The 22,863-nt window shown below is 71.4% G+C and carries 21 protein-coding genes; 14 read left to right on the top strand and 7 right to left on the bottom strand.

What is annotated here, in order from left to right; genetic code table 11:
- The first annotated feature begins 24 nt into the window (after positions 1 to 24).
- The 8 genes from HHX33_RS00240 to HHX33_RS00205 are packed head-to-tail and all read left to right on the top strand — an operon-like array spanning position 25 to position 8,909.
- Entirely contained in the window at positions 25 to 1,056 is a 1,032-nt protein-coding gene (locus HHX33_RS00240; RefSeq protein WP_111700626.1) for a Gfo/Idh/MocA family protein, read from the top strand.
- Between the two features lie 48 nt (positions 1,057 to 1,104).
- Positions 1,105 to 2,097: an NAD-dependent epimerase/dehydratase family protein gene (locus HHX33_RS00235; RefSeq protein WP_182872794.1), complete on the top strand. Its 993-nt coding sequence runs from the start codon at positions 1,105 to 1,107 to the stop codon at positions 2,095 to 2,097.
- Positions 2,094 to 3,275 (top strand): glycosyltransferase, encoded by a 1,182-nt coding sequence (locus tag HHX33_RS36970; protein WP_182872793.1) that lies wholly within the window; start codon positions 2,094 to 2,096, stop codon positions 3,273 to 3,275. The genes HHX33_RS00235 and HHX33_RS36970 overlap by 4 nt, the downstream gene beginning before the upstream one ends.
- A complete protein-coding gene (locus HHX33_RS00225) occupies positions 3,272 to 4,402 on the top strand; it encodes a DegT/DnrJ/EryC1/StrS family aminotransferase (RefSeq protein ID WP_220501354.1) in 1,131 nt (376 codons plus the stop codon). The genes HHX33_RS36970 and HHX33_RS00225 overlap by 4 nt, the downstream gene beginning before the upstream one ends.
- The gene (locus tag HHX33_RS00220) at positions 4,399 to 5,652 is read left to right on the top strand and encodes a glycosyltransferase family 4 protein (RefSeq protein WP_182872792.1); all 1,254 of its coding nucleotides are present in this window, start codon (positions 4,399 to 4,401) and stop codon (positions 5,650 to 5,652) included. Before HHX33_RS00225 ends, HHX33_RS00220 begins: the two co-directional genes overlap by 4 nt.
- Complete coding sequence (locus tag HHX33_RS00215; RefSeq protein ID WP_220501353.1) at positions 5,649 to 7,127, top strand: oligosaccharide flippase family protein; 1,479 nt, start codon at positions 5,649 to 5,651, stop codon at positions 7,125 to 7,127. Before HHX33_RS00220 ends, HHX33_RS00215 begins: the two co-directional genes overlap by 4 nt.
- A complete protein-coding gene (locus HHX33_RS00210) occupies positions 7,124 to 7,777 on the top strand; it encodes an acetyltransferase (protein WP_220501352.1) in 654 nt (217 codons plus the stop codon). Before HHX33_RS00215 ends, HHX33_RS00210 begins: the two co-directional genes overlap by 4 nt.
- Positions 7,778 to 7,802: 25 nt before the next feature.
- On the top strand, positions 7,803 to 8,909 hold the full coding sequence (locus HHX33_RS00205; protein ID WP_220501351.1) for a DegT/DnrJ/EryC1/StrS family aminotransferase: 1,107 nt from the start codon (positions 7,803 to 7,805) through the stop codon (positions 8,907 to 8,909).
- 32 nt (positions 8,910 to 8,941) lie between these two features.
- Here HHX33_RS00205 and HHX33_RS00200 read toward each other — a convergent pair whose 3' ends face one another.
- The 3 genes from HHX33_RS00200 to HHX33_RS00190 are packed head-to-tail and all read right to left on the bottom strand — an operon-like array spanning position 8,942 to position 12,341.
- On the bottom strand, positions 8,942 to 9,970 hold the full coding sequence (locus HHX33_RS00200) for a glycosyltransferase family 4 protein (RefSeq protein WP_182872790.1): 1,029 nt from the start codon (positions 9,968 to 9,970) through the stop codon (positions 8,942 to 8,944).
- Positions 9,945 to 11,381 (bottom strand): O-antigen ligase family protein, encoded by a 1,437-nt coding sequence (locus HHX33_RS36965; RefSeq protein WP_182872789.1) that lies wholly within the window; start codon positions 11,379 to 11,381, stop codon positions 9,945 to 9,947. Before HHX33_RS36965 ends, HHX33_RS00200 begins: the two co-directional genes overlap by 26 nt.
- A 39-nt stretch (positions 11,382 to 11,420) precedes the next feature.
- Positions 11,421 to 12,341, bottom strand: coding sequence for a hypothetical protein (locus tag HHX33_RS00190; protein ID WP_182872788.1), 921 nt, complete (start codon positions 12,339 to 12,341; stop codon positions 11,421 to 11,423).
- Between the two features lie 252 nt (positions 12,342 to 12,593).
- Between HHX33_RS00190 and HHX33_RS00185 the strand changes: the two genes are divergently transcribed.
- The 4 genes from HHX33_RS00185 to HHX33_RS00170 all read left to right on the top strand — a co-directional run bounded on the left by HHX33_RS00185 (position 12,594) and on the right by HHX33_RS00170 (position 16,683).
- Positions 12,594 to 13,268, top strand: a complete 675-nt coding sequence (locus HHX33_RS00185) for a hypothetical protein (RefSeq protein ID WP_133305989.1) — start codon at positions 12,594 to 12,596, stop codon at positions 13,266 to 13,268.
- A gap of 11 nt (positions 13,269 to 13,279) precedes the next feature.
- On the top strand, positions 13,280 to 14,230 hold the full coding sequence (locus tag HHX33_RS00180; RefSeq protein ID WP_182872787.1) for a hypothetical protein: 951 nt from the start codon (positions 13,280 to 13,282) through the stop codon (positions 14,228 to 14,230).
- A 163-nt stretch (positions 14,231 to 14,393) separates the two neighbouring features.
- On the top strand, positions 14,394 to 16,085 hold the full coding sequence (locus HHX33_RS00175; RefSeq protein WP_182872786.1) for a DUF4082 domain-containing protein: 1,692 nt from the start codon (positions 14,394 to 14,396) through the stop codon (positions 16,083 to 16,085).
- 1 nt (position 16,086) lies between these two features.
- Entirely contained in the window at positions 16,087 to 16,683 is a 597-nt protein-coding gene (locus tag HHX33_RS00170) for a dTDP-4-dehydrorhamnose 3,5-epimerase family protein (protein ID WP_182872785.1), read from the top strand.
- A 28-nt stretch (positions 16,684 to 16,711) separates the two neighbouring features.
- Here HHX33_RS00170 and HHX33_RS00165 read toward each other — a convergent pair whose 3' ends face one another.
- From HHX33_RS00165 to HHX33_RS37600, 4 genes are all read right to left on the bottom strand, one after another.
- On the bottom strand, positions 16,712 to 18,214 hold the full coding sequence (locus HHX33_RS00165) for an MBL fold metallo-hydrolase (RefSeq protein WP_182872784.1): 1,503 nt from the start codon (positions 18,212 to 18,214) through the stop codon (positions 16,712 to 16,714).
- Between the two features lie 179 nt (positions 18,215 to 18,393).
- Positions 18,394 to 19,464 (bottom strand): 2-oxoacid:ferredoxin oxidoreductase subunit beta, encoded by a 1,071-nt coding sequence (locus tag HHX33_RS00160; protein WP_182872783.1) that lies wholly within the window; start codon positions 19,462 to 19,464, stop codon positions 18,394 to 18,396.
- Positions 19,457 to 21,301 (bottom strand): 2-oxoacid:acceptor oxidoreductase subunit alpha, encoded by a 1,845-nt coding sequence (locus HHX33_RS00155; protein WP_138459418.1) that lies wholly within the window; start codon positions 21,299 to 21,301, stop codon positions 19,457 to 19,459. The genes HHX33_RS00160 and HHX33_RS00155 overlap by 8 nt, the downstream gene beginning before the upstream one ends.
- A 196-nt stretch (positions 21,302 to 21,497) precedes the next feature.
- Positions 21,498 to 21,581: a putative leader peptide gene (locus HHX33_RS37600; protein WP_368856965.1), complete on the bottom strand. Its 84-nt coding sequence runs from the start codon at positions 21,579 to 21,581 to the stop codon at positions 21,498 to 21,500.
- A gap of 219 nt (positions 21,582 to 21,800) precedes the next feature.
- On the opposite strand from HHX33_RS37600, the gene HHX33_RS00150 reads away from it, so the two are divergent.
- Both HHX33_RS00150 and HHX33_RS00145 read left to right on the top strand, forming a co-directional pair.
- A complete protein-coding gene (locus HHX33_RS00150; protein WP_220501398.1) occupies positions 21,801 to 22,298 on the top strand; it encodes an NADH-quinone oxidoreductase subunit B in 498 nt (165 codons plus the stop codon).
- Positions 22,295 to 22,819, top strand: coding sequence for an NADH-quinone oxidoreductase subunit C (locus tag HHX33_RS00145; RefSeq protein WP_182872781.1), 525 nt, complete (start codon positions 22,295 to 22,297; stop codon positions 22,817 to 22,819). The genes HHX33_RS00150 and HHX33_RS00145 overlap by 4 nt, the downstream gene beginning before the upstream one ends.
- Positions 22,820 to 22,863 lie beyond the last annotated feature (44 nt).

Raw genomic sequence — 22,863 nt, 5'->3', positions numbered from 1 at the left:
TGTGTCTCGACAGAAGGGACAACAGTGTCTTCACCGATCGGGCTGGCCGTCATCGGCGCCGGGTACTGGGGGCCGAACCTGGTCCGCAACGCGCAGGCGACGCCCGCACTGCGGCTGGAGTGGCTCTGCGACCTGGACCTCGGCCGAGCCCGGTCGGTGCTCGGGTCCTACTCCACGGTGCGGGCCACCGCGTCCGTCGAGCAGGTGCTCGCGGACCCGTCCGTGGCCGCCGTCGCCATCGCGACCCCGGCGGCCACCCACTTCGAACTCGTTCGTGCCGCGCTCGAAGCCGGCAAGCACGTGCTGGTGGAGAAGCCCCTCACACCGGACGCGGAGGAGGCGGGCAAACTGGTCGAGCTGGCCGAGGAATCGGGCCTGGCACTCATGCTCGACCACACCTACTGCTACACCCCCGCCGTCCGGCACATCCGTGAGCTGGTCCGCGGCGGCGGCGTGGGCGACGTCCAGTTCATCGACTCGGTCCGCATCAACCTCGGGCTGGTCCAGCCCGACGTGGACGTCCTGTGGGATCTCGCGCCCCACGACCTGTCCATCCTCGACTTCGTCCTCCCCGACGACGTGCGGCCGATCGCGGTGGCGACGCACGGCGCGGATCCGATCGGAGCGGGCCGCACCTGCGTGGCCTACCTGACCCTCTGGCTGTCCACCGGGAGCATCGCCCACATCCACGTCAACTGGCTGAGTCCCACGAAGATCCGGACGATGGTGCTCGGCGGTTCGCGCCGCACGGTCGTCTGGGACGACCTGAACCCCTCCCAGCGGGTCGGCGTCTACGACCGGGGCGTGGACCGGCGGCCCGGCGAGCTCGGCCCCGACGAGCGCCACCGTGCCCTCATCTCCTACCGGCTGGGTGACATCCATGTGCCGGCCCTGCCCGAAGGCGAGGCCCTGCGCGGGGTGATGAGCGAGTTCGCGAGCGCCATCGCCGAGGGCCGGGCGCCGCTGACCGACGGACGTTCCGGGCTGCGGATCCTGCGTTTGCTGGAAGCGGCGTCCCGCAGCCTCAACAATGGTGGCGTACGGGTCGAACTGTGATCATCCCCCGTCCCCACTCGGTGATCCGACCAATCGAATGAGGAGTCAATGACACACGCGTACCCGGCACTGACCGGCAGCCGATGCCTCGTCACCGGAGGTGCGGGAACGATCGGATCGGCCGTCGCCGACCAGCTCGCGCGGGCCGGAGCCGGCGAGATCGTCGTCCTGGACAACCTCGTCCGCGGCCGCAGGGAGAACCTGGCGCAGGCGGACGGGGCGGTGCGCCTGGTCGAAGGCGACATCCTGGACCGGGACCTGGTCAGGAGCCTCACCGAGGGCGTGGACTACGTCTTCCACCTGGCGGCCATCCGCATCACCCAGTGCGTGGAGGAGCCCCGCCTGGCCAACGACGTCCTGGTCAACGGCACGCTCAACGTGGTCGAGGCGGCGGTGGACGCGGGCGTGCGCAAGGTCGTGGCCTCCTCCTCCGCCTCCGTCTACGGCCTGGCCGAGGCCTTCCCCACCTCGGAGAACCACCACCCGTACGACAACGACACGCTCTACGGCGCGGCGAAGCTGTACAACGAGGGCATGCTGCGCAGCTTCCGGGCCACGCGCGGCCTCGACTACGTGGCGCTGCGGTACTTCAACGTCTACGGCCCCCGCATGGACGTCCACGGGCTCTACACGGAAGTGCTCATCCGGTGGATGGAGCGGATCGCCGGAGGGCAGCCGCCGCTGATCCTCGGCGACGGCAAGCAGACGATGGACTTCGTCTACACCGAGGACATCGCGAGAGCCAATCTGGCCGCGGCGGCGGCCGACGTGAGCGGCGAGGTCTTCAACATCGCCGGCGGCACCGAGATCAGCCTGACCGGCCTCGCCGAGGCCCTGCTCCGCGTGATGGGCAGCGACCTGCGGCCGGAGTACGGGCCGCCGCGCCAGGTGAACAACGTCACGCGGCGGCTCGCCGACATCTCCCGCGCGGTGGAGCTCCTGGGCTGGAAGCCGGAGATCGGCCTGGAGGAAGGGCTCTCCCGCCTCGTCGCCTGGTGGCGGGAGGCGACGGCCGCGGCGGCGGGTGGCCGGGCGCGGTGAGCGAAGGGCTCCTCGTCTACTTCGCGGGAAGCCACTACGACGGCTCCGTGGCGGGGACGGACCGCCACATCGCCGACCGCCTGGCCACCGGACGCGACGTGCTCTACGTCAACCCGCCCGTCGCGGTCGCGGCCCGCAGGCGGAGGCCGGAGCTGGCGGGCACGCTGGCACGCCCGCCGCTGGACGCGGCGGGTCCCGGCCTGACCCTGCTCACCGTCCGGGTGCCGCCCGCGCGCACCCGGCCGGGCGTCTACCCGCTCGGCGTCGCGCTGACCCGCCGTGCGGTACGGCGGGCGCTGCGCGGCCTGGGACGGCGGGCCGACGCGGTGATCGCCGCGAACTACGACGACGTCCTCGGCACGGCCGAGGGCGCTCGCACCCTGTTCTACGCCACCGACGACCTGGTGGCCGGCGCCCCGATGATGGGACTGCCGGTGCGGACCATGATCAAAGCCGAGGCGCGGCAACTGCGCAAGGCGGACGCGGTCGCGGTGGTCAGCCCGGCGCTGCGCGACCGGTTCGCCGCGCTCGGGCGGGCCGCCGAGCTGGTCCCGAACGGCTGCGACGTGGCCGCCTACGCGGATGTGGACGACGCGCCGCCTCCCCCGGACGTGCCCTTCACTCCGGCGGACGGCCCGGTCGCGGGGTTCGTGGGCAACATCAACGAGCGGACCGACATCGCGTTCCTGGAGGCGGTGGCCGCCGCCGGACCGCTGCTCCTCGTCGGCCCCCGGAAGCCGGGCTTCGCCCCCGGCCGGTTCGACGAGCTGATCCGGCGGCCCACCGTCCGATGGGTGGGGCACAAGCCCTTCGGGGAGCTTCCGTCCTATCTGCGGATGATCGACGTGGGGCTGACGCCGTACGCCGACACCCCGTTCAACCAGGCCAGCTTTCCGCTGAAGACGCTGGAGTACCTGGCGGCGGGCCGCGCGGTCGTCTCCTCCGAACTGCCGGCCACCGCGCTGCTGCGGAGCGAGCCGGACGGCCGCGAGCTGATCAGGACGGCCCGCTCGCCGGAGGAGTTCGCCCGGGCCGTCGCGGAGGCGGCGCGGGAGCCGCGCACCCCCGGCCTGGCCGGGCGCCGCAGGGCCTTCGCCGCGCGGCACGACTGGTCGCAACGCGCCCTGGCGCTGGCCGGGCTGCTCGACAACGAGACGAGGGAGGTGTCACGGGCGTGATACCCGTGATGAAGCCGTGGTTCGGGCCGGAGGAGGCGGCCGCGGTCGCCGCGGCGGTGGAGTCCGGCTGGGTGGCACAGGGGCCGAGGGTCGCGGAGTTCGAGGCGGCGTTCGCGGCGAGGATGAGCGCCGCCCACGGCGTCGCCCTGTCCTCCTGCACGACCGCGCTCCACCTCGCACTGCTGCTCGCCGGGGTGGAGGAGGGCGACGAGGTCGTCGTGCCCTCGCTCTCCTTCATCGCGACGGCCAACGCCGTCCGCTACCTCCGCGCGGTTCCCGTCTTCGCGGACGTCGAGCCGACCACCGCCAACCTCACCCCGGAGACCGTGGAGGCGGCCCTGACCGGCCGTACCCGCGCGGTGATCCTGGTGCACCAGGCGGGCACTCCGGCGGACGCCGACGCGGTGCGCGCGGTCTGCGAGCCGCGGGGGATCGCCGTCGTCGAGGACGCCGCGTGCGCCGCGGGCTCGGTCTACAAGGGCCGTCCGGTCGGCGCGGACGCGCTGGTGGCCGCGTGGTCGTTCCACCCGCGCAAGCTCCTCACCACCGGCGAGGGCGGGATGATCACCACGGAGAACGGGGAGTGGGCGGCCCGCGCCAGGCGGTTGCGCGAGCACGGCATGAGCGTCAGCGCGGCCGACAGGCACGCCGCCGGCGCCACCCCCATCCTGGAGCAGTACCTGGAGACCGGCTTCAACTACCGCATGACCGACATGCAGGCCGCGCTGGGCCTGGTCCAGCTGGCCAAGCTCGACGCGATGGTCGCCCGCCGCAGGTCGCTGGCCGCCCGCTACCACGACCTGCTGAGCGACATCCCGGGCCTGTACGCGATCCGCGACCCGCGGCACGGCGAGACCAACTACCAGGGCTTCTGGGTCCTGCCGCCCGAGGACTTCCCGGTCGGCCGCGACGAACTGCTGCGGCTCCTCGGCGAGGCGGGCGTGTCGGCCCGGCGCGGCATCATGGCGGCTCACCTGGAGCCCGCGTACGCCTCCGACGCGAAGGCCGACCTGCCGGTCACCGAGCGGCTCACCCGCGACTCGCTGATCCTGCCGCTCCACCACGACCTGACCGAGCGGGACCAGGAGGTCGTGGTGGGAGTCATCAGGGCGGCGAGCCGGGCATGAGGATCCTCGTCTACCCCCACACCATGGAGGTCGGGGGCAGCCAGCTCAACGCCATCGAGCTCGCGGCGGCCGTACGCGACCTCGGACACGAGGTCATGCTGGTGAGCGATCCCGGGCCGCTCGTCGAGCGGGTCAGGGCGGCGGGGCTGGAACACGTCGAGCTGGACCCGGCGAGGCGGCGCCCCGATCCGCCCACCATCCGGATGATCAGAAGGCTGGTCGCCGAGCGGGGCGTCGACGTCGTGCACGGATACGAGTGGCCGCCGGGGCTGGAGGCGTACTTCGCCACGTTCGGCAGGTCGCCAGCCGCGGCCGTGTGCACGGTGATGTCCGCCGGCGTCGCGCCGTTCCTGCCCCCCGAGCTGCCGCTCGTCGTGGGTACGGAGGAACTGCGGGAGCTGGAGGCCGGGCGCCGCCGGTACGTGCGTCTCATCGAGCCGCCGGTGGACGTCGTCGCCAACGCGCCCGGCGTCCCCTCGGGGGAGTTCACCACCCGCTTCGGGCTGGGGGACGACCGGCTCAACGTCGTCGTGGTGTGCCGCCTCGTGCCGGAGCTCAAGCTGGAGGGCCTGCTGACGGCCGTCGACGTCGTGGGCCGCCTGGCCGCCGAACTGCCGGTCCGGCTGGTCGTCGTCGGCGACGGCGCGGCCCGCGACCAGGTGGAGCGGCGGGCCGCCGAGGCCAACGCCAGGGCGGGTGAGCGGGTCGTCGTGCTGACCGGCGAGCTGTTCGACCCCCGACCGGCGTACGCGTGCGGCGCGGTCGCGATCGGCATGGGCGGGTCGGCGCTGCGCGCCCTCGCCTTCGGCTGCCCGCTCGTCGTGCAGGGCGAGGCGGGGTTCTTCGAGACGCTCACCCCGCGGACCGTCGACCGCTTCCTCACCGGCGGCTGGTACGGCCTCGGGAACGGCGCCGCCGACGGCCCTCGCAGGCTGGAGGAGGCGCTTCGTCCGCTGCTGACGGACGCCGGGCTGCGGACCGAGCTCGGCGCCTTCGGCCGCTCGCTCGTCGTGGAGCGTTTCAGCCTCCAGAGCGCGGCCCGCGTGCAGGAGGGCGTCTACCGGGACGCGCTGACCGGGGCGGGCCCGCGCGGCTCGCTGCGCTCGGCGCTCGGCTCGTCGGCCGCCGTGGTCGGCTACAAGGTGCGCCGCAAGTACGCGCGGGCGCGGGGCCGGGCGCCCGCCGACGACTTCAACGCCGTGGCCGCGGCCCGTGCCACCCCCCGGGAGCCGCTGGCGGACAAGCGGTGAGCCGGTTACGGAGCATCCGGGTGCGGGACGGCGACTCTCTGTTCGGGCAGGCGTCCCGGGCCCTCGGCTGGAGCCTCGTCAACACCGTCGTGGGAAGGCTCAGCACGCTCGCCATCGGCATCGTGCTCGCCCGGCTGCTCGGGCCGGCCGAGTTCGGCACGTTCGCCGTCGCCATGGTGGCCCTGCTGGCCGTGCTGAGCTTCAACGAGCTGGGGGTGAGCCTGGCCATCGTCCGCTGGCCGGGGGACCCGAAGGAGATCGCTCCCACGGTCGCGACCATCTCCCTCGTCTCCAGCGGCCTGATCTACCTCGCCTGCTTCGCCGGCGCGCCGGCGTTCGCCGCGGCCATGGGCAATCCGCAGGCCGCACCCGTCGTGCGGCTGCTCGCCCTCAACGTGCTGGTGAGCGGGGCGGTGGCCGCCCCCGCCGCCATGCTCCAGAGATACTTCAGGCAGGACAGGAAGGCCGTCGCCGACCAGGTGAACAACTGGCTGGGCGCGCTGGTGTCGATCGCCCTCGCCCTGGCCGGATGGGGCGCGATGAGCCTCGCGGTCGGGCGCCTGGCCGGGGCCGCCGGGTCGGCCCTCCTGTACATCGGGTTCGCGCCCGGCGGGCTCCGGCTCGGGTTCGATCGCTCGGTGGCCCGCAGGCTGCTGCGGTTCGGCCTGCCGCTCGCGGGGTCGAGCATCGTCGTCTTCCTCGTCGCCAACCTCGACCAGTTCGTCGTGGGGCATCTGCTGGGGGCCACCGCCCTCGGCTTCTACGTGCTGGCCTTCAACCTGTCCAACTGGCCGGTGAGCGTGTTCTCCCAGCCGGTGCGCAGCGTGGCCCCCGCCGCCTTCGCCCGGTTGCAGCACGACCCGCCGGCCCTGCGCGGGGCGTTCACCTCCACGGCCGGGCTTCTCGTCGCGGTGACGGTGCCCGTGTGCCTGCTGCTGGCCGGGGCCGCCGGGCCGCTCGTCCGGTTCGTCTACGGCCCGGTGTGGGAGCCGGCCGCCTCCGCCCTGGTGTGGCTGGCCGTCTTCGGCGCGCTGCGGATCGCCTACGAGCTCGTCTACGACTACTTCGTGGTGCTGGCCTGCTCACGGGTGGTGTTCACCGTGCAGGTGATCTGGCTGGTCCTGCTCGCCCCGGCGCTCGTGGTCGCGGTGCGCGCGTACGGCTTCGCCGGGGCGGGCGTCGCGCACGTCGCCGTCGCGGTGCTCGTCGTGCTGCCCATCTACCTGCGCGAGCTGAGGCGGGTCGGGGTCGGCGCGCTGGGCCTGGCGGCGAGCGTCGCGCCCGGCGTCGCCGGCGGCCTGCTCGCCGGGCTGGCCGCCGCGCTGATCGCCTGGCTGATCAGGATCGACGTGGTGGCCCTGCTCCTGGCGGGGTCCGTCACGCTGGCGGTGGTCGGCGCGCTCGTCTACCTGAAGAGGGGGGCGCTGCGCGGCCTGCGGGGCGCCGGCGCGGTGGCGGCGGAGGCCGCGACGTGATCCCCGAGGATCTGGTGCTCGTCGGGGCGGGGGGCTTCGCCAGGGAGACCGCCCAGCTGGCGCTGGCGTCCGCCGGCCGATGGCGGCTGCTCGGCTTCCTGGACGACGACCCGGCCCGCCACGGGACCCTCGTGGACGGCCTGCCCGTCCTCGGCGGCGTCGCCGCGCTGCCGGACCACGCCCGGCTCGTCGTCTGCACCGGCAGGCCGGACGACTACGCCAGCCGCCTCCGGATCGTGGCACGGCTCGGCCTGCCCGCCGAACGGTACGCCACCCTCGTCCACCCCACCGCCGTGGTGTCCGCCACCTCCCGGGTGGGTCCCGGATCGGTGGTGCAGGCACAGTGCGTGCTGACCGCCTCGGTCGAGGTGGGCGCCCACGTCGCGGTGATGCCCCACGTCACCCTCACCCATGACGACGTGGTGGAGGACTTCGCCACCATCGCCTCCGGCGTACGGCTGGCGGGCGGGGTGCGGATCCGCCGCGGCGCCTACCTGGGCGCCGGGGCGCTCGTCCGGGAGAGCCGTACCGTCGGGGCCTGGTCGCTCGTCGGCATGGGATCGGTCGTGACCAGGGACGTGCCCGAGGGCGAGGTGTGGGCGGGCAACCCCGCCCGGTACCTCCGCCCGGCGCCCGTGAATCCAACGTGACAGCCACATGGCAGAAGGAGCTTCTGTGATCCCGTTCGTCGACCTGCGGGCCGCTCACGAGGAGGTGGCGGAGGAGATCGACGCCGGCTTCGCCCGCGTGCTCGGCTCCACCGCCTTCATGCAGGGGCCGGACGTGGCCGCGTTCGAGGAGGAGTACGCCGCCTTCAGCGGCGTCGCGCACTGCGTCGGCGTCGCGAACGGCACCGACGCGATCGAACTCGCGCTGCGAGCGCTGGGGGCGGGACCCGGATCGGAGGTGGTCCTGCCCGCCAACACGTTCGTGGCCACCGCCGAGGCGGTGCTCAGGGCGGGGGCACGGCCGGTCCTCGTCGACGCCGAGCCGGCCCGCCTGCTGATCGACCCGGACCGGCTCGCCGCCGCGATCACCCCGAGCACCGCGGCGATCGTCCCCGTCCACCTGTACGGCCGGCTGGCCCGGATGGATCGGATCGCCGAGGTCGCCGGGGACGTTCCGGTCCTGGAGGACGCCGCCCAGTCCCAGGGCGCGACCCGCGACGGAGTCGGCTCCGGCGGATTCGGAGCCATCGCCGCCACCAGCTTCTACCCCGGCAAGAACCTCGGCGCGTACGGCGACGCGGGCGCGGTCACCACCGGCTCGGCCGAGCTGGCCAGAAGGGTGCGCCTGCTGGGCAACCACGGCAGCGTCGTGAAATACCGGCACGAGACGCTCGGCTTCAACTCACGCCTCGACACTCTCCAGGCCGTGGTGCTGCGTGCGAAGCTGCGGCGGCTCGCCGAGTGGAACGACCGGCGGCGGAGGGCGGCGGCCCGTTACGGCGAGTTGCTGGCCGACCTGGTGGACGCGGGCGTGACCCTTCCGGCCTCTCCTGAGGAGGCGCTGGGCACCGACCATGTCTGGCACCTCTACGTGATCCGGGTGCCCGACCGCGACCGCGTGCTCGCCGGTCTGCACGAGCAGGGGGTGCAGGCCCAGATCCACTACCCGGTGCCGGTGCACCTCCAGCCGGCGTTCGCGGACCTCGGGTATCGCGCGGGCGACTTCCCGGTGGCCGAGCGCGCGGCCGGAGAGATCCTCTCCCTGCCGATCTTCCCGCACATCACTCCGGAGCAGCAGGAGGAGGTGACCGGAGCGCTCCGCAAGGCGCTGTGACCTCCAGCCCGGCACCCGGCGGCATCGGCCGCTCAGGCGGCGGTGACGACTTCGAGCGCCTGCCGGGCGGCCCGGTCCCAGCTGAACCATTCGACGGTCGCGGCGGCGTCCTTCCGGCACCGGGCGTAGAGCCCGTCGTCGTCCAGGATCCCGGCGATCGTCTCCGCCAGCTCGGCCGGGTCGTCGCCGCGGACCAGGCCGCCGTTCTCACCCGGGCGGATGATCTCCGGCATGGCGAAGGCGTCGCGGCCCACGCACGGGACGCCCCGGGCGAGGGCCTCGGCGAAGACGATCCCGAAGGCCTCCAGATGTGACGGCATGACGAACAGGTCGTGCTCGTCCCACAGCGCGGCGACCTCGGCGGGGGGCAGCTGCCCGAGGAACCGGACGCCCTCCGGCGGCTCGCCGGGCAACGGCCAGGCGGGGGGTCCAGCCACGGTGAGGGTGAGGGACGGGTCGAAGTCGCGGCGCAGCAGCCGGGTGGCCGCGACCACCAGCGCTCCCGCCTTGCGCCGGAAGTCCCCGCCCACGAACAGCAGCCGCCGCCGGGGCCGGTCCCGTTCGGGCAGGGGACGGGAGGGGTCGCCCACGGACGTGATGCCCGGATGCACGACGTGCACCTTCCCGGCGGGCAGCCCGGTCACATCCACGAGCGTCCGGGCGAACCAGGAGCTCATCGCCAGCACCCCCGTCGCGCGCGCGTAGATGTCGAGCTGGCGCTCGCGCCTGCGGCGCATCATGCCGGGCGAGATGTTGGGCAGCACGGCGTGCCGGTTGTCCGGGTCGTGCACGCTGAGCAGCGCGTCGTAGCTCAGGTCCTGGTAGAGGAAGAAAGGCGCCGGCAGCGGCGCGATGTCCTGGATCTGCAGGACCGCCTCGCAGTCCGAGCCCCGCAGCGAGCGCAGCAGCGCCCTGCGGCAGTACTCGTCGGTGATCCTCGAGTACTTCCACGTCGTGGCCAGCCGGCCGTGGCGGGGCCGTACGTGGGCGGCGCGCAGGGCGGTGCGGACCGTCTTCGGGATCTCCACACCGAGATCAACCAGGTCGGTCCGTTCGCGCATTGCCGCGCGCAGGTTCCAAGGAGTGTACGACCAGGTCCTGCGGGGATCCTCGTCCCACAAGCAGGCGAAGCCAACGCGGGGATACGGCGACATACGCGCCTCCATACGGGTCGGTGATGCGCCACAGCGCGCCCGCGCAGCCGATCAGCAGGAAGGCGGAGCTGACGGCGACGGGGAAGGAGAAGGCGTCGAACGTGCCGCACGTCACCGCGAACACCGCGATGCCCGCCGCGAGGGCCTGGCCGAGGTGACGGGTCGGCGCGTCCGCGGACTTGCGCCGCGAGCGGCGTGCGACGGTCCACCCGCACACGAAGATGAGCAGCACGGCCGACAGCCCGAACGCGCCCGTCTCCACCAGCGTCGCGAGGTACTGGTTGTCCAGGATCCGGTAGACGTGCGGCAGGAAGGTGCCGACACCACGGCCGAACAAGGGGTGCTGGGAGAAGTACTCGGCCACCGCCGCGTAGTCGTCGGTGCGCGCGGTGGCGCTGGAGTCCTCGTTCATCCCGAGGAACATCCGCTTGAACGTCCCGAGCAGACCGGGCACCGCCACGCCCATGACGCCCGTGAACATCAGCAGGGCGACGTAGGCGGCGTGCCGCCACGCTCTCGGCCAGGTGGGCATGAGGACGGCGAACGTGACGGCCATGCCGAGCACCGCGGTCCGGGACACGGTCAGCGGGATGGCCACCGCGAGCGCCGCCACACAGAAACGGTTGGACCAGCGCTTCGCGGCCGGGCCGTACAGCATGGTGTGGAGGGCGAGCGGCAGTGCCATCGCGAGGGTCGCGGAGAACTCGATCGGGTGGATCGTGGTCGAGGTCGGCCGGTTGAAGCCGTCGCGGTTGTACAGCGAGATGAACGTCCCGTTCACCTTGAGCCCGGGAAACGCCAGATACTGCGACAGGTCGAACGCCGTGGCGAACTGGACGATCCCCACGATGGCCACGAACGTCGCCCCCATGACGAACCTGCGCAGCAGCACGTCGAGGCGCTCGCGGTTCGGGATTCCGTCGGCGGCCAGCAGGGCGATGCCACACCAGCCGATCACGGGCAGCAGCGACGTGTTGGCCGCCTGCAGCTCCTCCGGGGAGATCGGCCGGGTCGTGGCCGCCACGAAGCTGGCCAGGATGGCGCAAACATAGACGAAGATCGAGGTCCTGACCGGCTGCCGCCCCCGCAGCGGCGTGGAGCGCTCCGTGAAGATCGACGCGCAGTACCAGCCGAACGCCACCGCGGCGATGAGGATCGCGGGGGTGCCTGCGGAGCCGAGCGGGCCCACCACGTATCGCGACGGGATCAGCACGAGCGCCACGACCAGCAGGCTGAGCACGGTCACGGCGTCCACGGAGAAGGGCAGCCGCCGACGCGGCGCCTCGTCGTCGAGAACCGGCTCGGAAAGGTCGCTCACGCCGTCGACCGCACCGTTGACCATGCCTTCCGCCGCGCCCTAGGGGTATCTTCTCGTGTTCCGGCCATCGTCGGTCTCCCTCGGCCAGGCCGTGTCGTTCCGGTCGCCGGCCGCGTTCGGGTTCCCGTCGGGATTCGCGCGGGGGGTTCTGCGCGTGCCCCGGGTCCTGCTCCGGCTCGAACCCTGCCCGTCCCTCCTCGGGCGAGCCGGCTCCGGCGGATTCCCGCTCGCCGGCGGGCGGGCGGGGGCGGCCGCCGCGGGTGGCCAGACGTGGACGGCCGTGGGCGCGTCGTCGTCCAGCCGGAGCCGTTTCGGCGCGAGCCCGCCGTTCGGGTCCGGGACGCGCTTGGGCTGGATCGGCCGGCGCGGGTTCTTGATCGACTCGATGATCAACGGCGCGCCGACCGTCAGCATGAGACCGACCGCGAGTACTCCCACCAGCGACCGGATCTTCGACGTCACCACCCGCTCCGGCTTCTTGCTCTTGGTGAGCACCGAGAGCCGGACCTGGGATATGGAGCTGTTGGTCTTCTGGAGGTCGTCGAGCGCGGCGGGGATCCTCTTGAGGATCGCCTCCATGGTCGCCTGCGCCATGGCGGGGTCGCTGTGGGTGACGGTCACCTTGAGCAGGGGGGCGCGGCTGTCGGGCGGGATCTGCGTCTCGTACGTACCGGTGAGACCGTGCTGCGCGAGGTCCTGCGCGGTGAGCTCGTCGTCGACCGCGCGGCCGACCAGTTCCGCGGTGATCGACAGGGACCCGTCGAAGGCCAGGTACGGGTTGCCACCGGTGTTCTTCTCGGCGATCTGCCTCGACGTGAGGAACACGACGGTCCCCGAGGACTCGTAGGTCCAGGGCAGCAGAAGGTATCCCGCCGTCACGGCCGCGATCGTGAGCACCAGCAGGGGAATCGTGATCGTCCATCGGCGCGCGAGGACGAACACGGCCTCCATCAGGTCCACCGGACCTCCATCAACTTCCACCCCGCGTGAATAGTCGTGACGCCGGTGTGCTCATGCGGGCGGTACCGGACGGGCCGTCCCTGGACCGCCGGACCGTTCCCAGGTAAACGGACCCACAAAGTGTCCCCTACGACAGGAGGTTCCGCCAGCCGGGCCGGGGAAGCGCGCGCCCTGATTCGCGATGCGCCCCGAGTCGCGTGGTGCAACAATGGCACGTTCAGACGGTCCCTTGCACCCCGCTTGGAGCGTTCCGTGACTATTCGCCACATATTCAGGGCGATTTTCCGGCATCCGCTGGTGGTGCTGTTCGTCATCGTCGCGATCGGCGGCCCCGGATTCTATGTCACGGAGCTGGCCCCCGCTTCCTACCAGGCGCACAGCGTGGTTTCCGTGGTGCGGCAGGGCGAGGAGACCAAGTTCACCTCCAGCACGATCGGCACGGCCGAACTGCTGGCGGCGTCCTTCGACGACGACAGGTCCCGGGACGAGGTGGCCAGGGCGGGCGGGCGCGCGGACTACCGGGTCGTGATGGACAACCAGGGCAGCGAGGAGGTGCCGACCCACGACCAGCCGTACATCGTGCTCGACACCTTCGCCCCCGCGGCCGCCGAGGCGGAGAAGGCGATGACCGTGCTGGTCCGGGCGATGCGGGTCAGGCTGGCGTCCTGGCAGATGTCCGCGGGCGCCGACGACGACTACTACCTTCTCCGATTGAAGAACGTGGCGAGCACCCGGAAGGCCGTCGAGGTGCCCAGGCACACCAAACAGGCCGCCGCCGTCCTCGCTCTGCTGGTAGTCATGGTCGTGGTGAAGAGCGCAGTGGTAGCGGACCGGGTGCTCGCCTCCCGGCGAAGCTGGCTCCGGTTGCGCAGAGCGCCGGCGCCGGCGGCGGCACCGCCGCCGCGGGCTCCCGTACCGTCGCGATGAAGGGACAACGTATGGCACCGGCAGGGTGGGGGAGGCTGGTCGCGGCCCTTCTCGCGGGCGCCGTCGTCGGCGGAGCGGTCGTGTGGCTGGTGGCCGTGCCGCGTCCCGGCGAGGAGCGGGAGAGCCTGCACGTGCGCGCGACGGCCACGCCGTCCTCCCGCGCCTCCGGCGCCTCCGGCGCCATCGACGCGTCCCGGTGGCCGAACGCGAAGACGACGGGGGTCGGCGACATCCAGCTGATCCCCAACCCGGTCCTCCGGGTGACCACCCCGGGTGAGGTGATCGACGGCTACGAGGTCCACGGAGACATCAGCGTCGAGGCCGACGACGTCGTCATCCGCCGCACCCGGGTCGTCAGCGACTCCCACCAGGGCTGGGGGATCATCCAGCGGCAGGGCGTCGGCGGCCTGGTGATAGAGGACAGCGAGATCGTCAGCACGCCGGGGCACAAGATCGACCAGGCGGTGCTCAACTTCGGCGGCATGCTGACCGTCCGCCGTACGAACATCTCCGGAACCGCCGACGGCGTGGTCACCTCGCACGGCCTCATCGAGGGCAACTACATTCACGACCCGTCGCCGGGCAAGGACGACCACGTCGACCTGATCCAGGCGGGGAGCGGTCCCGCGGCCGGCCTGAAGCTGATCATCAGGAACAACACCCTGTTCAACCAGCAGGAGCAGACCTCGGCCGTGGGCCTGTTCCAGGACTTCGGCGCCCCGCACGACGTCCTGATCGAGGGCAACCTGCTGGGGGGCGGCGGCTACAGCCTCTACGCGGGGCGGGGGGCCGACGACAAACACGCCACCAGCAACATCAAGGTCATCAAAAACGTCTGGACCCGGCAGATCTTCCCCAAGGGCGGCCGATGGGGACCGGTCAACGCTTGGGAGTCCGCCGGGCGCGGTAACGAGTGGCGGGACAACGTCTGGCTCGACACGGGCCGTCCGGTGGAGCCGTGAGGACGGATAATTCCGACACTCGGTTTGTTTAACTGAAAAATAGACGAACTCTGCCATTCTTGTTGTCTCGCCGTGTCGCAGCCGCAACAATGACCGCTTGGGTATATCGCTGAGTCGGCGGAAACGAGGCGCTCGACCGGGCGCGTAGGTCGGAGGCAGAGCGATGGTACGTAGCTCGAGGCGCGCGAGCGGCCGGCGGAGCCGGCTGCCCGGCCTGGTGTCGCTGCTCGCCGCCTGCGCCGTCGGCGGAGTCGCGGTCACCGTGGCCCTCACCAGCCGTTCGCCCGAGACGTCGCTCGGCCCGACGGTTCCCGTCGCCCAGGAGCGGGTCCTGCAGGCCAGCTTCGCGCCGGAGTCGCAGTCGGCCAGGACCCGGCGCGATCCGATGCCGGTCGAGGTCGGCATGCGGTTCGTCCCCCAGGTCGAGGGTCAGGTCGTCGCGCTGCGCTTCCTCAAGGCGCGGGGTGACTCCGGCCGGCACATCGGGAGCCTGTGGAGCGACCGCGGGGCGCTGCTGGCACGCGTCACCTTCCGCTCCGAGACCAGCCGAGGCTGGCAGGAGGCCCGTCTGTCGGCGCCGGTGACGCTGGAGGCCGGACGCACCTACACGGTCTCCTACAACAGCGGCGCCGGCAGGTACGTGGCGCAGCGCGGGGTGTTCACGCAGGGGCCGCTGGAGGTGGGCCCCCTGGTCGCGCCGGCGGAGCGCAACGGCGTCTTCTCCTACGGCCGGCCGTCCTTCCCCCGGCGTTCCAACCCCGCCGGCTACAACTACTTCGTCGATGTCGTCTTCCGTTACACCACGGTGGTCCCGGATCCGACGGGCGAGGAGGGCGAGCCGCCGGCTTCGGACCCGACGGAGCCCCCCCAGAAGCCCGCGGAGACGCCGGGGGCGCCGGTGACGCCGGCGTACCCGGACGACACGGCGACGACCACGCCTGCGGCGACACCGACGGTGACGGTGCCCGTCACGCCGCCCGTGACGCCGCGCGTCAGCCCGCGCGTCAGCCCGACCACGGGGCCCGGCCGCTCCGCCACTCCCACGGCGACGTCCGAGCCGAGCTCGAAGCCCACCCAGGCTCCGCCGCCGGCGAACGGATTCCCCGACGCCTCCACCACGGGCCCCGCGAAGGGCACGGTGTTCACCCGGATGAAGGGCGGCGAACTCCGGCAGAACGGCGCCGTCTACGACGGCGTGGAGTTCACCGACGCGATCGACGTCTACGCCGACAACGTGACCCTGCGCAACTGCAGGATCATCACCACCGGAGAGTGGGGCGTCCAGCTCAGGAACGGCCACGGCAATCTCGTCGTCGACCACTGTGAGATCGCCGGGGACGGCAGGCGCCAGCTGGCCGTGGCCGTCAAGAACATCGGGGACGGCGACATCACGATCCGCGGCAACGACATCCACGACGCGACGGACGCGATCAACACCGGGCGCGGGACCATCGAGGGCAACTACATCCACGACCTGCGCGCGTTCACCGGGGACCACGTCGACGGCATCCAGACCGAGGGCTCGTCGGGAAGCGCACCGCTGGTGATCAAGAACAACACCATCCTCAACCCCGTCGGACAGACGAGCGCGATCATGCTGGCCACCAGCCTCGGTCCCGTCACCAACGTCCTCATCCAGGGCAACCTGATCGGCGGCGGAGGCTACTGCTTCTACGGCGGCGGTGACAAGGCCGGGTCGAGCAGGAACGTCGTGGTCCGCGACAACGTGTTCAGCCGCTCGCTCTTCTCCAACTGCGGCGCGTACGGCCCGGTGGCGCACTTCGACAGATCGGCGCCCGGCAACGTGTGGCAGAACAACGTGTGGCAGGGCACCCGGACCACGGTCGAACTCTGACATGAGACAACTGCCGATCGCCGGGGCGTACACCTTCACCCCGGCGATCCACGCCGACGACCGGGGCGACTTCCTCGAGTGGTTCAAGGCGGACGGGCTGGCGGAGGCCGTGGGGCACTCCATGCGCCTCGCCCAGGCCAACTGCTCGGTCTCCCGCCGGGGGGTGCTGAGAGGCGTCCACTTCGCCGAGGTGCCGGTCGGCCAGGCGAAGTACGTCACCTGCGTGGCCGGGTCCGTCGTCGACGTGGTCGTGGACCTCAGAACCGGGTCGCCCACCTTCGGCCGCTGGGAGGCCGTCGAACTGGACGACGTCACGAGGAGGGGCGTCTACCTCGCCGAGGGTCTCGGGCACGCCTTCATGGCGACCAGTGAGCGGGCCACGGTCGTCTACCTGTGCTCGGAGCCCTACGCGCCCGGGCGCGAGCACGGGGTGCATCCGCTCGACCCCGAGCTCGGCATCGCCTGGCCGGCCGGCCTGGAGCCGATCCTGTCGCCGAAGGACGCCACCGCCCCCACGCTGTCGGAGGCCATGGCCGCCGGCCTGCTGCCCGCCTACGACGAATGCCTGGCGTACTACGACAAGCTCCGCGCCACGTAGTCGCGGCTCCCGGCGCTCCGGCGAGCCGTCAGGTCAGCGGTTCCACCCGCAGGGGCAGCGTGCCGCCGTCGACGCACTCTCCCGTGGCCGCGTCCCACTTCCAGTGGTGACGGGGGCACTCGACGACGCCGTCGCAGATGACGGCATGGGTGAGGTCCTCGCCCGCGTGCGGGCAGAACCGCTGCATGCGCAGGCCGTCACGCTCGATGGTCTCGGTGTTCTGCCGCTCCCGCAGCATCTGCATCGTCTGCACGGGCTGGTTGCCGTATCGCAGCAGGCTCATGAAGGTCAGGTCGAAGACGTCGGGCTCGCGGTGCAGGCCCACCCGCATGGACAGCAGGGCCTCCTCCCAGCCGGTCCGCTCCTCGATCACCGCCCGCATCGTCCTGGGGCACAGCAGGAGCGTGTACTCCGGGTCGTACGGCTCCTCGCCCTCGATCACGAAGTGCTCGGCCAGGTGGCCCAGGCGCACGTCCCACATGCGGCCGTCCGCCACCAGGCGGACGGCCTTGGCGAAGTCGCCCAGGAAGCGCTTGTTCCAGCTCTGCAGCTTGGCGAAGTACGCCTCGATCTCCTCGGTGGTCACCGGCTCCGCCGGCTCGTCGTAGAACGCGCCCCACTCGTCGCGGCGCCGCTCCCGATAGGCGGCGAGGTCCTCGGCGGGCGGCGCGTCGCTGTCACGTTCCACCAGTGTGCCGCCGGGCTGGCCGTCCAGCCGTAGCACGTCGCCCGGGAAGAGCCGCAGCACCTCGACGCCGGGGCACGCTTCGGCGAACCGGTCCGCCACGTCCTCCCACTGCGGGAAGATCGTCGCCTCCCTGTCGTTGTACGCCTCCAGGACCGGATCGAGGAAGCAGGCCGGGCCCGCCGACGGCAGGTAGGCGGCGGCCCCGGTGATCCGTACCTTGCGGTAGAGCGTGTCCAGCAGGTCCCCCCGGACGGCCTCGACCTTCTTCCGCATCACCTCGGGCGGATAGTCGTAGCAGTTCGGGTACCACATCGCGCCCGAGTACTGCGCGGCGAGCAGGTCGACGTCGCCGGGCAGCTCCGACATCGGGGTGTTGCAGTCGTTGAGGTCGAGGAAGCGGTAGCCGTCCAGGTCGAGCAGGAGCCCGCTGTCCTCCTTGTGACTGGTGTCGAGGTACATCGTCACGGTGAAGCCGGGTGCGAGCTCGTGGGACTCCTTGTGGCCCAGCGCCACGACGTCGTCGAAGCCCAGCGCGGCGAACCGCTTCACCATGATTCTCGAACGGTACCGGGGGACGATCACGGTTATCGACCTGTCCAGCATGCGTAACAGGCGCTCGTCGTAATGGTCCTCGTGGGCGTGGGAGACGTAGAGGTAGTCGAAACGACCACTGGTCACCACGTCCAGAAGGTGCCGGTTGTCGGGGTACGGAAACCACGAGTGCAGGAACGCGGGGTAGAACCAGGGATCCATGAGCAGCCGGACGCCCTGGTGCTCGGCGACGAACCCGGCATGGCCCAGATAGCGCAGCCCTGTCCCGGGCGCCCGGCGGTACAGGTCCATCAACAGAGCCCCTCCGTAGCGTCGGCACACTGATCCCACTCGGGCACCGCCCCGCGGCGCGGTTCGAGTATGCCATTCACGGCCCCCGGAAAATGGGGACTTGTGGTGATGCCTTCGCCTTCAGAAAAAGCCCCGGCCCCGGTCCTGAAGAACCGGGGCCGTGAGGTTTGTCGGTCGCGTCAGCCGATGGTCCAGGTGTCCCCGCCGTGGAGCAGGTCGGCCAGGCTCCCCTCGCCCTTGTCGGCCGTGGCCGTGGCGAGTTGCTCGTTCAGCAGGTGGTCGTAGGAGGGCCGGTCGATCGAGCGGAAGACGCCCATCGGCACGTGCTCGAACGCCGGCTCGTCCAGCCGCGACAGCGCGAACGCGAGCGACGGGTCGGGGTTGTGGGCGTCGTGCACCAGGATCTCCCCTTCGGCCACCTCGGCGCGGCGCACGACCTCGACGCCGCCCGTGGGCGACAGCCGTACGGCCCGCTCGTTCTCGCCGGTGCCGAACACGATCGGCTGACCGTGCTCAAGCCGTACGGTGATCTCGTCCCGGGTGCCCGGGTCCTTCAGCGTGTCGAAGGCCCCGTCGTTGAAGATGTTGCAGTTCTGGTAGATCTCCACCAGCGAGGCCCCGCGGTGCTCGGCGGCCTGGCGCAGCACGCCCTGCAGGTGCTTGCGGTCGCTGTCCATGGTCCGGGCGACGAACCCGGCCTCGGCCCCGAGCGCCAGCGAGATCGGGTTGAACGGCTTGTCCAGCGAGCCCATGGGGGTCGACTTGGTGATCTTGCCGATCTCGGAGGTGGGGGAGTACTGCCCCTTGGTCAGGCCGTAGATCCTGTTGTTGAACAGCAGGATGTTCAGGTTGACGTTGCGGCGCAGCGCGTGGATGAGGTGGTTGCCGCCGATCGACAGCGCGTCGCCGTCACCGGTGATGACCCACACCGACAGGTCGGGCCGGGAGGCGGCCAGGCCGGTCGCGATCGCCGGTGCCCGCCCGTGGATCGAGTGGAAACCGTAGGTGTTCAGGTAGTACGGGAAGCGGGAGGAGCAGCCGATGCCGGAGACGAACACGATGTTCTCCCGGCGCAGCCCCAGCTCGGGCAGGAAGCTCTGCACCGCGGCGAGGATCGCGTAGTCGCCGCAGCCCGGGCACCAGCGCACCTCCTGGTCGGACTTGAAGTCCTTCAGGGTCTGCTTGGAATCCGTGCGCGGGATCAGGGCCAGGCCCTTGCCGTTGAGGCCCCCGTTGAAGCTGTCAGACACTCTCGATCACTTCCCCGATGACGGCGGCGAGCTCCTCGGCCTTGAAGGGGAGCCCCCGCACGCGGTTGTAGCTGATCACGTCGACCAGGAAGCGGGCTCGCAGCAGCATGGCGAGCTGCCCGAGGTTGATCTCCGGCAGCAGCACCTTGTCGTAGGAGCGCAGCACCTCGCCGGTGTTGGCGGGCAGCGGGTTCAGGTGACGCAAGTGCGCCTGGGCCACCTTGTGCCCGGCCGCGCGCACCCGCCGGGCCGCCGCCGCGATCGGCCCGTACGTCGAGCCCCACCCGAGCACCAGCACGCGGGCGTCGCCACTGGGGTCGTCGACCGTCAGATCGGGCACGTCGATGCCGTCGATCTTGGCCTGGCGCAGCCGGACCATCCTGTCGTGGTTGTCGGGGTCGTAGGAGATGTTGCCGGTGCCGTCGGCCTTCTCGATGCCGCCGATCCGGTGCTCCAGGCCCGCCGTGCCCGGCACCGCCCACGGGCGGGCCAGCGTCTCCGGGTCACGCTTGAACGGCAGGTACGTGCCGTCCTCGCCGTTGGCCTCGGTGGTGAAAGGCGCGGAGATGTCGGGAAGCTCCGACACCTCCGGGATGCGCCAGGGCTCCGAGCCGTTGGCCAGGTAACCGTCCGACAGCAGCATCACGGGCGTGCGGTACTTCACCGCGATGCGCGCCGCCTCCACCGCCATCGTGAAGCAGTCCGACGGCGTGGCCGGGGCCAGGACCGGGACCGGGGACTCGCCGTTGCGGCCGTACATGGCCATCAGCAGGTCGGTCTGCTCGGTCTTGGTCGGCATGCCGGTCGAGGGGCCGGCCCGCTGCACGTCCACGACGATCAGCGGCAGCTCGGTGGTCACCGCGAGGCCCACGGTCTCGGCCTTCAGCGCGACGCCGGGGCCCGAGGTGGTGGTCACGCCGAGTGACCCGCCGAAGGAGGCGCCCAGCGCGGCGGCCACCCCGGCGATCTCGTCCTCGGCCTGGAAGGTGCGGATGCCGAACCGCTTGTGCTTGGACAGCTCGTGCAGGATGTCGGAGGCCGGGGTGATCGGGTAGGAGCCCAGGAACAGCGGCAGCTTCGCCTGCACCGCCCCCGCGATCAGCCCGTACGCCAGGGCCTGGTTGCCGGAGATGTTCCGGTAGACGCCCGGCGTGAGGGTGGCCGGCTTGATCTCGTAGGAGACCGAGAACGACTCCGTCGTCTCGCCGTAGTTCCAGCCCGCCTGGAAGGCCGCGATGTTCGCCTTGGCGATCTCGGGCTTCCGCGCGAACTTGGACTCCAGGAACTTGACCGTGCCCTCGGTCGGCCGGTTGTACATCCACGACAGCAGGCCGAGCGCGAACATGTTCTTGGCCCGCTCGGCGTCCTTCTTCGAGATGTCGAAGCCGTCGAGCGCCCGTACGGTCAGCGAGGTGAGCGGCACCGCGTGGAGCCGCCACTCCTTCAGCGAGTCGTCTTCGAGCGGGTTGCCCGGGTAGCCCACCTTCTGCAGGTTGCGCTTGGTGAACTCGTCGGTGTTGGCGATGATGTCGGCGCCGCGTGGCAGGTCGCCGATGTTCGCCTTCAGCGCGGCGGGGTTCATCGCGACGAGCACGTTGGGCGCGTCGCCGGGGGTCAGGATGTCGTGGTCGGCGAAGTGCAGCTGGAAGCTCGACACCCCGGGCAGGGTGCCGGCGGGCGCACGAATCTCCGCCGGGAAGTTGGGAAGCGTCGACAGGTCGTTGCCGAACTGGGCCGTCTCCGCCGTGAACCGGTCACCGGTGAGCTGCATTCCGTCGCCGGAGTCACCCGCGAACCGGATGATCACGCGGTCGAGCTGCTGAACCTGCTTGGTCACAGCTCCTCAGTCCTCCTTGACGCGCCCAGGCCTGTCTGCTTGTGGCACGATGTCATGTCCATGCTAGATCCATCGGGGTCAGGCTGGTTTCTCCGTAGTGCGCACTTGACGTGCTGTCTACCGGGACTTGCCGGCCCGCCATCTGCGGGGTGTTTCCACTGGTCGCTCCGGCCGCCGGGGTGGCGCACCGTCAGCCTCATGAACCGTCCGGGCGACACAGGCCCGAGGCGAGCCGGCACAGGTCCACGTGCAAGCGGGCGACGAGCATGGGTCGGGTCACGATCCTCAACTATATGCGGGGGATCGGGCTGAGACCGTCAGCGTTCAGCCCTTGAGATCGTGCCCCCCGATATTCAGGGGTACCCGGTAGGCGGTGAGGGTGGGCATTCCGGCTCATCCGCCGTGGTCATGGGCTGTTCCCGGGCCGGACGTGACCGGTCCCTCCGGCGGAGGACAATGGGGGTATGGCGGTGAGCACATGCCCGTGAACGATCTTCCGATGCCGACGGTGGGCCCGATGGCGCGGCCGCTGCCCGAGCCGATGCGGTTCGTGCTGAACTGGGGCCGCCGTTACTCCCTGTGGGTGTTCAACTTCGGCCTGGCGTGCTGCGCGATCGAGTTCGTCGCCACCTCCATGAGCAGGCACGACTTCATCCGCCACGGGGTCAGCCCGTTCGCGGACGGCCCGCGCCGCGCCGACCTGCTGGTCGTGTCGGGCACGGTCACCGACAAGATGGCCCCGGCCGTGCGGCGGCTGTACGAGCAGATGCCCGACCCCAAGTACGTCATCTCGTTCGGCGCCTGCTCCAACTCGGGCGGGCCGTACTGGGACTCCTACTGCGTGACCAAGGGCGTCGACCAGATCATCCCGGTGGACGTGTACGTCCCGGGCTGCCCGCCGCGTCCCGAGGCCCTGCTGCACGGGATCACGAAGCTGCAGGAGAAGATCGCGAGCGAGACGGCCGCGAACCCCTCCCTCCCAGGCGCGGACTCATGAGCGTCCTGCCGGAGCCGTACGGCTCCCGCGTCGGCGACTCCTTCGGCCAGGCCGTGCTCGACGTGGAGCCCGGCGAATGGATCGACGCGCTGACGGCCGCGCGCTCGGCCGGGTTCGCCTTCTTCGACTGGCTGACCGCCGTGGACGAGCCGCCGGAGGAGTTCTCCGTCGTGGCCCACGTGTTCGACCCCGTCGCGTTCGTCCACCTGCTCGTACGCACCCGGGTGCCACGCGCCGACCCCCGCCTGCCGACCGCGACGGGCGTCTTCCGGGGTGCGAACTGGCACGAGCGCGAGACGTACGAGATGTTCGGCGTGGTGTTCGACGGCCACCCGGACCTGCGCCCGCTGTTGCTGCCGGACGGCTTCGAGGGCCACCCGCTGCGCAAGGACTTCGTGCTGGCCGCCCGGGTCGCCAAGGCATGGCCGGGGGCCAAGGAACCGGGGGAGTCCGGCCAGGGCTCCCCGAGCCGCCGCAGGACGCTCCCCCCGGGCGTCCCGCCCGGCTGGGGGTCCTCCTGAGGGGACTCCCGCAGCCGGCGCGCTCGACGCCGAGCTACTCCCGC

The organism is Microbispora sp. H10670, from assembly GCF_014161385.1.
GTDB lineage: Bacteria > Actinomycetota > Actinomycetes > Streptosporangiales > Streptosporangiaceae > Microbispora > Microbispora triticiradicis.
This window is presented reverse-complemented; position numbering and strand designations above follow the sequence as displayed.